The 15,402-nt window shown below is 40.6% G+C and carries 11 protein-coding genes; 2 read left to right on the forward strand and 9 right to left on the reverse strand.

The genetic code is table 11. The annotated features are described in order from the left end of the window. On the forward strand, positions 1–449 hold a 449-nt coding region (tuf, locus tag KBF71_03945; GenBank protein MBP9877468.1), incomplete at its 5' end, for an elongation factor Tu. A gap of 216 nt (positions 450–665) precedes the next feature. On the opposite strand, the gene KBF71_03950 is transcribed toward tuf, so the two are convergent. The 5 genes from KBF71_03950 to KBF71_03970 all read right to left on the reverse strand — a co-directional run bounded on the left by KBF71_03950 (position 666) and on the right by KBF71_03970 (position 7,176). Further along, positions 666–2,522 carry a hypothetical protein gene (locus KBF71_03950; GenBank protein ID MBP9877469.1) on the reverse strand — a complete coding sequence of 619 codons (1,857 nt, stop codon included), beginning with the start codon at positions 2,520–2,522 and terminating at the stop codon, positions 666–668. Between the two features lie 160 nt (positions 2,523–2,682). Next, the gene (locus KBF71_03955) at positions 2,683–3,189 is read right to left on the reverse strand and encodes a flagellar protein FliS (GenBank protein ID MBP9877470.1); all 507 of its coding nucleotides are present in this window, start codon (positions 3,187–3,189) and stop codon (positions 2,683–2,685) included. 23 nt (positions 3,190–3,212) lie between these two features. Continuing rightward, the gene (gene fliD, locus KBF71_03960; protein ID MBP9877471.1) at positions 3,213–5,027 is read right to left on the reverse strand and encodes a flagellar filament capping protein FliD; all 1,815 of its coding nucleotides are present in this window, start codon (positions 5,025–5,027) and stop codon (positions 3,213–3,215) included. A gap of 216 nt (positions 5,028–5,243) precedes the next feature. After that, on the reverse strand, positions 5,244–5,594 hold the full coding sequence (locus KBF71_03965; GenBank protein ID MBP9877472.1) for a hypothetical protein: 351 nt from the start codon (positions 5,592–5,594) through the stop codon (positions 5,244–5,246). A 91-nt stretch (positions 5,595–5,685) separates the two neighbouring features. Continuing rightward, positions 5,686–7,176 (reverse strand): flagellin, encoded by a 1,491-nt coding sequence (locus KBF71_03970; GenBank protein MBP9877473.1) that lies wholly within the window; start codon positions 7,174–7,176, stop codon positions 5,686–5,688. A 350-nt stretch (positions 7,177–7,526) separates the two neighbouring features. Here KBF71_03970 and KBF71_03975 point away from each other — a divergent pair, with 350 nt between their 5' ends. Then, positions 7,527–9,554: a hypothetical protein gene (locus KBF71_03975; GenBank protein MBP9877474.1), complete on the forward strand. Its 2,028-nt coding sequence runs from the start codon at positions 7,527–7,529 to the stop codon at positions 9,552–9,554. Between the two features lie 263 nt (positions 9,555–9,817). On the opposite strand, the gene KBF71_03980 is transcribed toward KBF71_03975, so the two are convergent. From KBF71_03980 to KBF71_03995, 4 genes are all read right to left on the reverse strand, one after another. Then, positions 9,818–10,651 carry an OmpH family outer membrane protein gene (locus KBF71_03980; GenBank protein ID MBP9877475.1) on the reverse strand — a complete coding sequence of 278 codons (834 nt, stop codon included), beginning with the start codon at positions 10,649–10,651 and terminating at the stop codon, positions 9,818–9,820. Between the two features lie 13 nt (positions 10,652–10,664). Beyond that, the gene (gene bamA / locus KBF71_03985; protein MBP9877476.1) at positions 10,665–12,917 is read right to left on the reverse strand and encodes an outer membrane protein assembly factor BamA; all 2,253 of its coding nucleotides are present in this window, start codon (positions 12,915–12,917) and stop codon (positions 10,665–10,667) included. Between the two features lie 129 nt (positions 12,918–13,046). Further along, positions 13,047–14,156 (reverse strand): RIP metalloprotease RseP, encoded by a 1,110-nt coding sequence (gene rseP / locus KBF71_03990; GenBank protein MBP9877477.1) that lies wholly within the window; start codon positions 14,154–14,156, stop codon positions 13,047–13,049. 52 nt (positions 14,157–14,208) lie between these two features. Beyond that, positions 14,209–15,396, reverse strand: coding sequence for a 1-deoxy-D-xylulose-5-phosphate reductoisomerase (locus KBF71_03995; GenBank protein MBP9877478.1), 1,188 nt, complete (start codon positions 15,394–15,396; stop codon positions 14,209–14,211). Positions 15,397–15,402: the final 6 nt, after the last annotated feature.

Consider the following 15,402-nt stretch of genomic DNA (forward strand, 5'->3'; position numbering starts at 1 on the left):
TTGGTATTCGCCCAACACAAAAAACAGTTGTGACCGGTGTTGAGATGTTCCGTAAGCTTCTTGATCAAGGTGAAGCTGGTGATAACATTGGTGCGTTGCTCCGCGGTACAAAACGCGAAGACGTTGAACGTGGTCAAGTTCTTGCAAAACCAGGTTCAATCACACCACACACAAAATTCAAAGCAGAAGCTTATATTTTGACCAAAGAAGAAGGTGGACGTCACACACCATTCTTTACAAACTATCGTCCACAGTTCTACTTCAGAACAACAGACGTAACCGGTATGGTTCACTTGCCAGCAGGCGTTGAAATGGTTATGCCTGGCGATAATATCGCAATGGAAGTTGAATTGATTGCTCCAATTGCTATGACTGAAGGTCTTCGTTTCGCGATTCGCGAAGGTGGACGTACAGTTGGTGCAGGTGTTGTCGCTTCAATCGTGGCGTAAGGATAATTTTCTCAGCGTCATTGCGAGGAAGCCGAAGGCTGACGTGGCAATCTCACTCAATACAATAGATCGCCACGTCACTACGCTCCTTCCCCCTTCGCCAAGGCTTCGGAGCGACAGGCGCGATGACGGTTATCACTTCTGATACTTAAATAAAACCGCTACAGGATTTGCGTCTTGCAGCGGTTTTTATTGTGACGAGTCTATAAGCCAAAGTTATATAACATAAACGTCATATTCTTGCTTATTATCTCTATTAAACCCTTGAATCCATTCATACTGAGGCTCATTAACGTCAATATCAGCCTGGCGCAGAAGATAAAGCATCAATTCAAAAATATTAAGTCTGTTCGTCAGAGCCATGGACAAATACGCGTCAGAAAGCCTGAAAGTTTGCATAACTCGCACTTTTAAATCGTAAGGCAATATCAACCAGACCTTTGATAAATGACCACCAACGAGAGCTTCATTAAAATATCGGAATGCCTTTTGCATACTTTTTTCTCCAACGCCTCTTGCATAAAGTGAGCCAATTTCCAATAGCATGCTCTGATACTCATCAAAACCCTGCTGAGCGCCTCTCATAGAGAGATCATCACGAGCACCACTATCAAGAGCTCTTTTAGCATGGAAAGCAAACATCTGAATATCACGACAAGGTCTTCCAATCAAGTCTTTCGATGACACATAACTCAGAAATGTATCAACGGAAATATCTGGCTCTTCTTCTACGAGAGAATGCAAACGCGCTTCAGCTTCCCTTCGCTGATCTAAGTCTCCCATTGCAATCGCATCCTTAGCAGACGAAATGAAAGCATCGCGTTTTCTAGCCTGCTCTAAATCTAAAGACAACTTCTCACTCAAGAACATGAGAAGTTGCTCAGGCGTCATATGATCATTTTGATCAATTAACACAGAAAACAATTCATAGAAATCGACAGACTTAAGGAATTTCACATAAACCATGGCGGGCATTTTCCCGACACAGCCCTCTAAGCTCGTACCCCTTATAGCCAAATTGTAGTACTCAGATGCTTTCCTGAACTTTTTTTCTCCGACGTCACCAGTTACATAGAGAGAAGCCACTCGCGCTTGAAGCTCGCGATAATGACTCACTGCCTTAATTGCTTCAGGATGATCTTTATCTATGGCAAGTTTAAAATGATGAGCCGCTTGAACAAAATTCTGTCTTTTTAAAAAAGAGACTCCCTCTTCATAATTAAATTGAGCATTTCCCTGTTCACCCATTTTTTGAAAATAATTCCAAGTGCGTGCAAATTCAACATCCCTCTTTTGCTCATTGACAATATCGATATCAAGCTTCTCACATAACAATAAAAAGAGATCTGACCCAGACATCATATTTTCTTGTTTAGACTCATCTTGGGTCAACAATAACTTAAGGATATCAGGATAGTTAGCATGTATGATTAATTTTTGCCTGAAACTCTGAGGTAAAAATTCCCAATTTGATTCTAAAACAGTCCGTCTCATCGCAACGGAACAAAAATGAAAACACTTACTCATATCTCTTTTACCAACCAGACCAGTCCCATAAAGAGACCCAATTCTGGCATATAGCTCAATATATTTAGGCTCAGGATAAGAGGACCTTAAATTCGAATGAACCACAGGAATAGCGTTATAGCTACAGCCCTCATCCAGAGCAAGCTTATAATGGTAAGCAGACTTTATTAAATCACCATCATGATAAAAATTATTTCCTGCTTCGAGATTCTCTTTAAGACTAAAAAGTTGCTCTGGGCGATGAGCAGGCAAAGGCCGATGCTGCTTTGGCACAGTGACAGCAACAGGAGACTTTTTAGGAACAACTGGCGGAACAGGCTGCTTTTTTGATATAACAGGCAATGGCCTCTTGACAGGCTGTTTTAGCAATGGCGCTCCTTGAAGCGGCGGCACAACAGGAACCTTCTTGGCATGTGGCGCAGCTACAGCCTGCGGCACAGGCGATGGGGCTTGCTTTGCTCCCTGCTTTGCCTCTTGTTTAAGCTTAAGCTCTTCAATTAAATGACCAGCTGATTTCTTTGGCATGTCACCTTTAATACCTGACATTTGTCTCTCCTATTCTCAAATTCATTACTGAAATTAATTTCAATATTAAGCTAATTATTTGATTTATTATACGATAATGACAATAAATTGTCAAGTGACGTCAAAGAAAAAACCGCTGCAGGATTAGCGTCTTGCAGCGGTTTTTTTTGAAAAGAATCTTTCAGAGCAACAATGACTCTCTGAGGCCCTGCACTGCAGGTGGCTGTTCCGATCCTTGCTCATATCCAACTGGACTAGCGCCATAGGTCTCTCGCAATTCAATTGGGCGCCCTTTGTCTTTCTGATCATTCTCTTGCTGAACTTTATGAAAGCTCATTGCCATCTCACGGAAATTATAAATCAGCGCTTCTGCTAACTTCACATCATTCCGGATATTAATTTGCGTTAAAAACACTGTCGATCTCATATAGAAAGCATCAAGAATCTTAATGAGATCTTGTACTTTTGCCTCAGATGACTCCCTATCTAAGGAAGCCTGTAAATGAACAAGTATAGTGCGCGCTTTTTCTGTTTCATTAAAGCGCTCTTCAGGTTTTTTCGCCTCAATTGCCTCGATAGCATTTTGAATATGCTGCGCTGCTTTTGAAAACAAAAGAGCCGTGCACTCAGCGTTGCCAATCGCAACTGTTGTATTCATCTGATAGGCCTTATAAGCAGTTTTGTTCATATTTTTGTCTCCTATGGGCAATATTAATTTTTATTAAAAGCCTTTAATTGTGCTTTCAGACTTCGGCCTACATTTTGAACACCCGCAATTCTTTGTTCAACAGCAGTATAGGCTTTGATACGTCTATCCTCTTCACGTTCTAGATTTCGCTTTAACTGCGCATTCTTGTCTTTTAACCGTGTATTCATTTGCGTGATATTATCAATGAGTTGATCGATTGTACTCCTATTCGATTGTGAAGCTGGTTTTGATGGATCGACAGCCACAATCAATGGCGGCATAATATTCGCACAAATCTGAGCTGCAACTCCTTGATCAATCCGAATCGTCCCTGTGAAAGTTGGCGGCGCTTCAACACCTGTATAGCTTACAACAAAATCCTTAAAATATTGACTCGCAGCATTTCCATTCAAAAATCCATCTGCATCAATCGTCACAGCCTCTGTCACTGGGGCGCCTGAAATTGTTGCTTGAAATTCTCCAGCTGTTGGAACGCCTGCTGGCGTTGTTGCTGTCACATTCACGGTAACCGTACAATTTCTAAGAGCAGCTGGAATGATGTCTGGCCAATCTAACATCCTCAAATACGGCGTAGAAGGCACCGCATTCATCCCGAACATAATTTGAACACCATCAAAATCAGTCAAAATTTTCTGATTTAAAACATCATCGGCAATCTCAATTTTTCCATCCTGATCAATCGCAAGACCAATTGTATTCAGCTCAAACACACCAGCTGCTCCCGCGCCTCCGTCTGAAAATATACTGGCTGACATATCTGTGAAGAACTCCAAAAATGTGCTCTTTATATTTTGATAAGCGTTTTTAAGCGTTATATCATTATAAAGAACAGCATCTGGTAAATGAACCCAATTATCATCAACAGCTGTCTGGTCTTTATAGAAATCGACAAAATCATTATAAGTATCACGCACCGCAACGATGGCATTTTTGACCGCCAAATAATCATGATCAATATTCATTGTAATTGGATGCGCTGCATCAGCAGACAAAAGATCCAGAGTCACATTATCAAACAGATCTGTAATTTTGTTTGTCGGCCTATAGATTGTAAAACCGTCATATAAAAGCTCGGCTGATAAAATTGTGACTGTTGCGCCAGAATTCGCAAGACCTAAATCAATCAAAACAGAAGCTGTTGAGCTTGCTGCAACATCAATCACTTCACCTGTTACGGTCTTTGATAAGGCAAATCCATATGAAACAGCATCCTTTTTAACCAATTTTGCAACCACATTTGTGGTGCTCTGTACCATATTAATGGCTGCTGTAATGTCTGCAATTGTTTGAACTGTTGTCAAAGCCAGTGTCTCATTTCCTGACCCATCGGCCTTTGGAATCACCAAATTACCATTCACCGTTATAGGCACTGTTGTTGTCAAAGGAAAACTCACACCCGATGTAATCCGATCATATGTGGCCAGACGATTGATTGTGAAAATAGATTGACCAATTGTTGCACTATCAGCCGTACTCACCGCCACTAAATTATTTGCATCCACTGAACTATTCGTTGTCAGCTCAGTGCTTTTTTTATTGAACACATCTGCATTGCCTGAAAATATATTTGGCTTGCGTAAAGGCTTTAGAGCTACGTTCAACGTCTGAAGTTTTGTTTTAAGGGTAGTATAGGCCATAATCTTTTTCAGATTATCATCAATCTTGGTTTGATTCTCATCAATCGGCTTTTGTTTAGAAGCCATCTCGGCTTTGATCATATCCTTAGAATTAATATTATTCGGATTGGTTGTCATCGTGGGCTTGCCCGTGACCGGATCATAAGAAGCTGTTAATTTATTGACACCAAAACCCGACATTGTATTTCCCCACATCAAAATTAACTTACGCAGAAAACGATAAAATAAACAATCTATAATGTCTTTTTACTTATGAATATTAAGAATTTTTAAGACAATAAACCCCTATACGCTTTCTGTACTATAAACAGAATGCGTTAATTCGTGGGGCAAGTCAAGTGAGCAAAGTGCAAAAACGACCTTACACCAGCCAAACACTATAAATAATGTTTGGCATTAAGCTGTGATTGCAACGCTAGGCGCTAGTCTTTCTTTAAGCTCTTGCCTTCTTTCCGCAACAAACTCACGATAAACAGCCGGAGGAATCTCCTCAACTTCGTGATTAGCTTTATCAACCATCAATGTCACAGATATTCCGCTTTTTACATCATATCTAAAAAACGGTACGTTCGACTTTGTTGATTTCGCAAGCTTTGTCGTTGAAGCATCAGGCGTTGTTGTCGCAGCAGCTGGGACAACTTTGTCTTGTTTTGCATAAACAGGCGCTTTTGTTGAGAGATTTTTTGCCGCCAAATCAGGACTTGGAGACATCGTTACTTGTGGTGGTTGTATTTTGATATCAGACATTTTATTTTCCTTTCAATCAGAAAATCATACTTTTAAGAGTTTGGCATATGCCGGCCCACTTTAAAATGAACCGGCAAAACCAAATAAGCGACTACTGTAACAATTTAGCCAATTTTTGTGGCTGCATGTTTGCTTGAGCTAACATTGAGATGGCAGCATCAGCAAGAACACTATATGTTGTATAGTTAATTTGCTCTTGCGCCATGTCAGCATCATAGAATGTACTCTTAACAGCAGATGAGTTCTCAATCAAAGTAGCGAGGTTAAAGCCAACGAAGTTAAACCGGCTTTGAATCGCACCCAAGTCAGCTTGTTGTGTCACAACTGTACTAATTGCAAGATCGATTGCATCAGAAGCAATTGCAGCACTCGCTGGTGTTGCCACAGTAAGACCTGTTAGATTAAGAGCAGCAGCAGTTGCTGGTGTAAAGTCTAATGTCACAACGTCTGTTGATTGTCCACCAACTTGGAAATCCATTGAAATCCCTGTTCCTTCTGTCACATTGATTCTCAGTGGAGTTGCAAGTGATGTAGCTAAGTCAAACTGTGTTGCACCAGTACCATTTGCACCAAGAGTGATTGAAACACCATTACTAAAGCTATGTGATACGTCAGTAGCACCAGTAACATCAGATGTCCATCTATTCCCTTTTTGATCAGACAATGTCAAAGTACCAGTTGTTGCTGTTGCTGTAACATAGCTTAAATAGTAAACACCTGCAGAAGTTGACGCACCAACAGATGTTGAAGCAATCGTTGTTCCGTTGGCATCACCATCGCCAGAAGCTGATGTAAAGCGAGCTTCAGCACCACCAATTCCAAGATAACCTTTAAGCTTTGTTTCAATCGCAGCAGCTGTATCAGCAGCAAGAACTGCACCAGCTTCAGATGTCAAAGTAATACGGTTTGCAGGATTGGTTGTACTCACCATAACAAAGGCAACTTGACCTGCAGCACCTGTTGCTGATCCAACATAAGTTTGATCACCAATTGTTGCTGACAGTGTGAATGTTGATCCCACTTTTGTAACAGATGCAGAAACTGCTGATCCTAAAACCATACCAGACATTGTTGTTGCAGTTGTTGTACCAAAGTTTGTTAGAGTTGCACCTGTGATCGCAGCAGCGACAGAAGCTGTTGCTGTTGTACCTGTACCAGCACCACCTGTCAAAAGAGACGCACCATTGAAACGTGTTTGCGTTGCAATATCATCAATTTGTTCAACAAGGTTTTCAAACTCTCTTTGAAGGTAAGCACGTTGGTCAGCTCCGAGAGCACCATTGTTTGACTGAGTTGCAAGTACTTTCATACGTGACAACATATCACCTTGAAGTGATAAAGCACCGTTCGCAACTTCAATCAATGAAGAACCTTGTGATGCGTTAGAACTTGCTTGGATCAAAGCTGCAATATTTGCACCCAACTGTTTTGCCACAGCATTTGACGCAGCATCATCAGAGGCTTTAGAGATTCTTGAACCACCTGATAATTTTGCAATCGCTGATGCAGCTCTTGTTGTGTTTGCTTCTAAGTTTGTACGAGCTCTTTGAGCTGATATGTTTGTTAATACGGAGTTACCCATTTTAGTATCCTTTCGCTTTTTGCGTTTAAACATCAGAATTCATTCCCGATGTTGTTTCGTCATGCCCCTCAAATGAATTTATTTTTTTAAGACACCTTCTTCTCATACCTTCCTGATATTTAAAGAAGCTCTCTCTCATTGCAAAAATCGTGCCACGAATTTATGTTATTGATTTTTATGAATTTATAAATTTGATAGGCAAAAATGTCCCGGCAAAATATGCCGATTTTAATGAATGGTCCGGCAAAATATACCGCTGGATTTAAGATAATTTCTCTTTTTAATGACAAAAACAAATCATAGTGCTATAACCATTTGAAGAAATTTTTTATTTTTATACGGAGAGATAAATGAGCCATTTAAGACCTTACAATGATATGTTGCAAGTCAGCTATTTCACAGACGCAGAAGCAGCGTCCATACACTGCGGAGAGTTCAAACTTTTCACCGTTAGGCCTGAAGAGCAAGTATTTTGGACTCATCTCAAAACAAATCATGCCTCTCAAGTGCGTTCTTTTCTAAACAATCGCTCCTTAACCGCTCGTGATGTTTTGAATTTAGCGCAGACTTGCAAATCTCTTTACAACCTCATCCAGCCCCAGCAAAGCTTTATCAGGATCCTAGATTGCTTTCATGGAAAGGCTCTTTTACAAATCATCAAAGAAAATTCATCCCTGCAATTTCCACTTATCTTCTTCCAGATGAAACCAACCGGTCATGAACATTTCAATGCTCCCCATTTAGATTCCTTGAGTGCAGCCATTCTTGAAAAGACAAACCCTTACTTAAAAGATATGCGCTCTGTTTGCATAGACAGAAACCGCTCTCTCTGGGATGAAAATATTTTTTCCTCATTCGATAGACTTTATCGGACAGTTTCTGAGATCTATCTTGAGAAGCTCGATTTACTGACTCAAGAAAATTGCGATTTGATCATGAGATATGTTCCTCAGCTCACCTCTGTCTACGTTTATTATGGCGTTGACATTCGCCACCGAAATCAATACCAATCTGCCTTACAATCCCTTCTCGCAACTGAGCTTTCTGAAAAGGCCAGGCATCTTCCCTTTACTTTTCAATTTTCTGACGAAGAGCTGGCTCCTGAAGAAGCCATTTCACTCTTCAATAAATTTCCTAAACTTAAAGCTATTGATTCAGCTATTAACCTAAAAGATCAAGCTCAATTCATTCAATATGAACAAAATTTGGGTGAGCTCTCCTTCGTAAGAGACATTTCCGTCGACAATGCGGCTCCAGACATGGGCTGGCTCTCCTTGATTGAGAGATCAGACCTCACAACAGTCAGATTTCAAGAAACGCTTTCTGGAGAAGAAGCGCAAGCCATGAAACTGATGTTAGAAAGACTGGATCCGTCTGTTCCGTTAAAGATATCATCTACTGTCATCAGAACAAAAGTCAGCTTCCAAATACAAACCGAGTCAGAGAAAAAATGTCAAATTCACTATACAATGCTTGGTAAACTGGATAGAAAGTTCGCTGAATTGAGAAGACAATTCATGGCTTTAAAAGAAGCTCAGACGGAAGAAGAGAAAGTTCCTCAACAAGCACAAGATAACCAGACTCTAGAGAATTCAGGCTTGCTTTCTCAACTCTTTCATGCAGTGAAAAACATCAGCAGAACTGCTCCGAAAAAAGTCAAAAAGCCTCTTGTGACGAACCCAATTCCTGACCTTATCACATCACATACTGCCACCTCGCTAAAAATAGAGGGGAAAAGCGATAATAAGCGTCATCCAATCTCACCACTTGATGAAACACTGATCGCTCTATCTCAGCAATTCCCAGCTCTCTCATCCTTAACGGTCAAGGGCTTTATCGGCTCAACTCCAACAGATCGAGACTCTGTACCATTTTTTAATAACCTTACACGTTTAAAACTGCATAGTGTTCACCAGTTTAGAACCGAAACACTTGACTATTATTTTCATTCCATGCCTTATTTAGACTCATTATCTATCAAGAACTCAAAAACACATATTCTTGCTGAGATCAAAAGATCTCTGCCGAATCTAAAACGTGTCAATCTCTGTCTTTTTGAAATGACATCTAGATCTCTGGCCTTATTCTTAAAACAAACGCCAAACCTTCAAACTCTTGTTCTGCATACAGGCAAAAAAACAACACTCACAGATTTGGACTTCAAGAGAAAGGGAGCAACGCTCGACAGATTAGAAAGTCTTCAAATCCACTCACTCGAATTCATCAATTCCGAGCATGTCTTGAAAGCTATTGCTGACTTACCCAGCCTCAGAAAATTGGTGATATCGCATTGCAAGATGATCAAAAAAGAGGATTTTCAAGCGATTCGCGAAAAAGCTTTGGTCATCAATCCTCAATTGAGAATGATGAATGCATGATGAACCGGCAGGGTCACCTCATGAAAACCCTTATTTGAAAGTTATTCTCTCTTTTGTCATTCCGGCACTCTCTTTTGTGATTTCCGCGACCTGTCGGCCTAAGCCATTATCGCGTCGAAGCATAGCGAAGACGGATGGCGTAGGAGGAAATCCAGAAAAAGTAACAATTCGTACGTCATGCTGAATTTATTTCAGCATCTTGTTGAAATAAGGATGAGATCCTGAAACGAGTTCAGGATGACCAAGAGTTGTGATACCAATTCCTAAAAGTTTACCTTATAAGAAGGCACTTTTTTATTGAAACGAGAGAGCACTTCATTTGTCACATCCATTTGATCATCGCCCATAATCACTTGCTGTGCAGGCAAGACCAAATTGGCACTCTGTTCAATCTTGACTTCTTTAATCACATCCAGAAGCTTACTCTCAACATCTGTACGGGCTAAATTAAAAGCTTCTTCCAAAATTTGACGGTTCTTCTGGAATTTTGTATTAAGCGCCACCATACGCTCATCAAATTCTGCCTTTTTCTTTGCAAAAACGTCTTGCGACAAAACTGTTCTCTGACGCAGCAAGTCTTGCTCTGTCTTTTTAAGCTCGCCTTCTTCCACTTCAATCTCTTTCATGAAAGCCGCTTGCTTATCATCAAATTGCTTTTTAATATCCTTGCCAACTGATGAGGACATTAAGACGCCTTGAACATCAACAACAATAATTTTAGGCATGCCTTTTGAAGACGTCATCTGTGATACTGCTGCAGGGCTACGATTCCCCAAAATTGACCCTGTGTTATTTTCTTGTTCCGATGGGTTTGCAGCAGGAGATTCCTGCGCTGCTTCAATTGAAGTCAATTCTGTATTGAGAAGCGCCTCTTGAGGAGCTGGCGTTGATGATTGACCTTCTTCTTTTGGTGCTTCACTCTGTGGTCCCTTTTTCTGGAAAATATTCTCCGCTAAGGCAGTCTGACTCATCATAAAGGGGATCACAGCAGCAAAAGAACAAGCCGCTACCAGGAGTTTTGTTTTACGTAAAACGTTGTCCTGAGAAAGTGACTGAGATTCATTAAGCAGTTTATTTTCTGTTACAGCAATCGACATTTACATTTCCTTTCTAGAAACTAGATGAATAAGTTAAACGGAACACTTTGTCTTTATCATAGCTTTCTTTCACAACAGCTTTGGTAAATTCAAGACGGATTGGGCCAATTGGCAGATTCATCGATACAGCGGCACCAACTGCAACACGTGGTGATGTATCTGTGTAGAAGCTCTCACCTGCAACAGGCTTGTCTTCAACTTTACCAAGACTTCCCATGTCAACAAACAAGTGACCTTTTACACCAAACTCTTCAGGCAATCCAATCGGAGAAGATAACTCAGAACTGAAACGATAGAACCAGTTACCACCCAAGGCATCTCTTGTTTTCTTATCGCGAGGACCAAGACCACCATATTTAAAGCCGCGCATATTATCACCGCCCATGAAGAATCTGTCAGCCAATCTTACTTTTTGACCAATACCTTGAGTATGACCACCTTCTGCCAAAAAGCTCAAGACAGCTTTTTCATAAATAGGGATAAAGTAAGCAGCTCTGGCTCGATGTTGAATATAACGAACATCACCACCAACACCAGCTAAAGCCTGATTCAAAGAGATATAGTACCCTTCTGTTGGATCCATCGGTAAATCTCTACGATCATACATAAAGTTATGACCCACGATTGACACAAAACGGTCCCCTTGTTGTGCTTTAATAAAACGTGAGGCATCATGTTTTACATCGGTTACCTTCTCATAAACAATAGAGTAATACAGCGTATGATAGAGATATTCGGTCAATGGATAACCAACCCTAAATGTAGCACCTGTATTTTCTTCAGTAAATGAGCTCTCTTTTGAATTATCTGATTCTGTTCTGAACAAGTCAAACCCAACAGCCAACTCGCGATCCATAAAGTGCGGCTCCGTAAAACTAATGCTGTAATCCGTTTTACGTTTACTTAAACGTGAATTAAGAGCCAAGTCTTGTCCGCGACCCAATAGGTTGCGCTCACGCAAACCAACATCAAGCAAAGGACCATCTAGCGTTCCATAACCAACACCAAACTTAAAGCTACCTGTTGATTTTTCTTCAACATTCACATCAACAACAGATAGATCTTCTGCAGTGCCTTCAGAGGTCTCAACTTCAACTTTCTCAAAGAAGTCTAAACTTTTAATGCGGCGCTCAGATTCATTTAATCTGGCTTGATTGAAAGGATCGCCTTCAACCATCTGAATCTCACGACGGATTACCTTATCAAGCGTTCTCACGTTACCATTAATATTAATCCGTTCAACGAATACTTTTGGCCCTTCTTCAACCAAAAAGGTAATATCGACAATCTTTTCTTCAGGATTTTTTTCAATCCGCGGATGAATATCAACGAATGCATATTGCTGTTCACCAGCGGCTTCCGTTAAAGCATTAATTGTCTTATCAATTTGATCGCGGTTATAACGATCACCCGTTTCAATGGTCAAAACCTTTTTAAGCGGCTCTACATCCAACTTACGCAAATCAGTTTCGATATCAACATTCCCAAACTTATATTTTTCACCTTCATCAATCGTAAAGGTCAAATAAAAGTCATTTTTATCAGGTGAGAGTTCTGCAACAACAGAGAGCACTTTAAAATCAGCATAGCCATGATTCCAGTAAAAACGACGCAACATTTCTTTATCTGCCTCAACGCGGTCAGCATCATAAATATCATCGCTTGTTAAAAAACGATACCAGCGCCATTCTCTTGTTAAAATAGCCTCTTCAAGTGTTGAAGCACTGTAATTATGGTTCCCAATAAACAGGATTTTGCGAACTTCTGCAGGAGGCCCTTCATTAATTTCAAAAACCAAATCAACACGATTATGGTCAAGCTCAATAATTTTTGGTTCAATCAGAATAGAATAACGGCCTGATTTTTGATAAATATCGACAAGACGCTGAACATCAGCCTGCACTTTTTTACGTGTAAAGACAAATTTTGGCTTTAATTGGATCTCTTTGAGCAAATCTTCGTCTTTAATCTTTTGATTTCCCTCAATCGCGATACGATTGATGATAGGGTTCTCAACAACAATCACACGAACAACTGAACCATCACTTTTCACTTTGACATCAGAAAAAAGACCGCTGTTGTAAAGGCTTTTTAAAGAATCATCAAGATCTTGACTTGAATAATCCGCACCTTCTTTAATTGTCATATAGGCTTTAACCGTCTCAACTTCAATCCGATTATTACCTTCTACATCAATTTTTGAAGCAATCGCTGCATCTGCAAGTGCTGGCACCAAACCTGTCACAAGCAAAGTCGCAAATGTCATCCATCTCAGCGTTTTTGTGCTTATCAAACTATTCATGTTCTTATTTTTCATTTTAAAGACCTACTCAATTTAACCAACTCATTCTTTTTGCCCCATCTCCATAAAAAAAGCAATAGGGAATTCTGACATCTACCCTTTAAAAAAAGACAGGCCCAAAACATCCTTCACCGTTGCATAAATCATCAGTGAAATTAAAAGAGCAAATCCAATACGATAGAAAATATCCATCCATTTTTTATTCAAAGGACGCCCTATAATCCCCTCAATCGCGTAAAAGAAAAGATGCCCCCCATCTAAAACGGGGATCGGTAACAGATTCAAAAACCCCAAATTGATTGACAATAGAGCACTAAACCAAAGCAGCATTACAATACCTTCTTGCGCCACTTGATTGGTCAGCTGCGCAATTTTAATAGGTCCGCCAACATCACCTGAGCCTCTCTGTCCCATCACCAATTGCCCCATCGCGACAACCATGGTACGGGTGACAGAGTAAGTCTCACGAATGCCTTGCCATATTGACATAATCGGCGGATATTTTTTGAATTCAAGACCTGTCGCTTGAAGTCCCAAAAGACCCACTTTCTCTTTTCCACCAAAAGAATTATCAAGCTCAACAGATTTCAATTCTGCTTTTAATAAAACTTCACGGCCGTCACGCTCAACAGCAAAAGTCATTGTTTGATCAGGCTTCAACCGCACGATTTGCTGTAGCTCTTCAAATCTTTCAACCGTTTGACCATCAGCAATCAAAACGCGGTCTCCTTTATGGAAACCAGCTTTTTCAGCTGCGCTGCCTGCTTGAATATCCCCAATCACAGGTGGTGTAACTGGCTGACCAATATACATAAAGATGCAGGAAAAAATCACCACTGCATAAAGAAAATTTGCAAATGGTCCTGCAAATACAACCAATGTTCGACTAAGCAAAGGCTTATAGCAAAAGGCTTTTTCTTTCAGCTCAGGAGGCAAAGCCTCAACAGCATCATCTGGGATCGAAGCAGCATTAGCATCTCCAACCATTTTAACATATCCACCAAGAGGAATAATGCTTAACTTCCACCTTGTACCTGATCGATCTGTCCATCCAAAAATCTCAGGACCAAAACCGATTGAAAAAACATCAATACCAACCCCACAAAAGCGAGCAACGAGATAATGCCCTAATTCGTGGACAAAAACCAAAAGAGTCAAAACAAACAAAAAGGCTGCTATGTTTTCCCATATCCAACTAACCATCTACCTCTATCCTTACCTTTATATTACCAAAAATGTTTACACTTGTGTGAAATTAATTAAGCCCTTCCACAACATATCTCTCTGCAAAGCCCCGTACTTCATCATTCATTGCCAAAATATCATCAATAGATCCAGGTTTTTTGAATGAAAGCTGATCAAGACAATGCAAAATAATTTTTTCAATATCCAAAAACCTAACCTTGCCTGCTAGATAGGCTGCAACCGCAATTTCATTGGCTGCATTGAAAATTAAAGGCTTTGTCTCTTTTTCAGCAAGACACTCCCAGCCCTGCTTTAGTAAGGGAAACTTTTCAAAATCAGGTTCTTCAAACGTGAGTTTGCTAAATTGAGCCAAAGAAAGCCGGTTCACACCAGACTCGACACGATTCGGCCAACCCAAACAATAAGAAATCGGAACGCGCATATCAGAGGGTCCTAACTGGCATAAAATCGAACCATCCTTATACTCAACCATCGCATGAATCAAAGATTGCCTATGCACCAAAACACGAATCAGCTCAGGCGGCAGATCATACAAATAATGCGCCTCAATAATCTCAAGCGCCTTATTCACCAATGTCGCGCTATCAACAGATATCTTGGGACCCATTTTCCAGGTTGGATGCAAAATGGCTTGCTCTGCTGATTTTTGAGCCATCTCATCACGGCTCAAAGCATAAAAAGGCCCCCCTGAAGCCGTAATCACAACGGAATAAATATCTTCTCTTTTTTCACCTCTAGAGGATTGCAAAATGGCGTTATGTTCGCTATCAATTGGCAGAATCTGCGCCCCTGTCTTTTGCAAAGCATCCATCATAAATCGACCAGCACAAATAAGACTTTCCTTATTGGCAAGCGCAAGATATTTCGAATGCTGGATTGCTGCATAACTCGGCTTCAAGCCAACTGCACCGACGATTGCAGCAACTGTCATCTCAACTGGTTCTGCTGCTGCCTGAATCAAAGCCTTTTCACCAGCACAGATCTCAATATCAAGGCCTGAAAGGCCATCCTTCAAGGTTTGATAGAGATCTTCCCGGCCAATCACCACACGCGTGGGGTTAAACTCTTTCGCTTGTAAAATCAACCGTTCAACTGAGCTTTGCGCCGTTAAAAGCTCAACTTTAAACCGACCTTTTTCATGACGTCTAATAATATCAAGTGTGCTTTCCCCAACAGATCCTGTCGATCCTAAAAGAGAAATACCACGCTCTGAAAAGAGACCTTCATTATTATCCATCTGACA

Source organism: Alphaproteobacteria bacterium (genome assembly GCA_018063245.1).
Taxonomy (GTDB): domain Bacteria; phylum Pseudomonadota; class Alphaproteobacteria; order JAGPBS01; family JAGPBS01; genus JAGPBS01.

What these genes read in the sequence shown, in the direction of transcription:
- KBF71_03970 (MBP9877473.1), bottom strand. Translation starts at nt 7,176, where the DNA reads ATGGGTAACTCCGTATTAACAAACATATCAGCTCAAAGAGCTCGTACA.
- fliD (MBP9877471.1), bottom strand. Translation starts at nt 5,027, where the DNA reads ATGTCGGGTTTTGGTGTCAATAAATTAACAGCTTCTTATGATCCGGTC.
- KBF71_03975 (MBP9877474.1), top strand. Translation starts at nt 7,527, where the DNA reads ATGAGCCATTTAAGACCTTACAATGATATGTTGCAAGTCAGCTATTTC.
- bamA (MBP9877476.1), bottom strand. Translation starts at nt 12,917, where the DNA reads ATGACATTTGCGACTTTGCTTGTGACAGGTTTGGTGCCAGCACTTGCA.
- KBF71_03995 (MBP9877478.1), bottom strand. Translation starts at nt 15,396, where the DNA reads ATGGATAATAATGAAGGTCTCTTTTCAGAGCGTGGTATTTCTCTTTTA.
- KBF71_03980 (MBP9877475.1), bottom strand. Translation starts at nt 10,651, where the DNA reads ATGTCGATTGCTGTAACAGAAAATAAACTGCTTAATGAATCTCAGTCA.
- KBF71_03955 (MBP9877470.1), bottom strand. Translation starts at nt 3,189, where the DNA reads ATGAACAAAACTGCTTATAAGGCCTATCAGATGAATACAACAGTTGCG.
- KBF71_03965 (MBP9877472.1), bottom strand. Translation starts at nt 5,594, where the DNA reads ATGTCTGATATCAAAATACAACCACCACAAGTAACGATGTCTCCAAGT.
- KBF71_03950 (MBP9877469.1), bottom strand. Translation starts at nt 2,522, where the DNA reads ATGTCAGGTATTAAAGGTGACATGCCAAAGAAATCAGCTGGTCATTTA.
- rseP (MBP9877477.1), bottom strand. Translation starts at nt 14,156, where the DNA reads ATGGTTAGTTGGATATGGGAAAACATAGCAGCCTTTTTGTTTGTTTTG.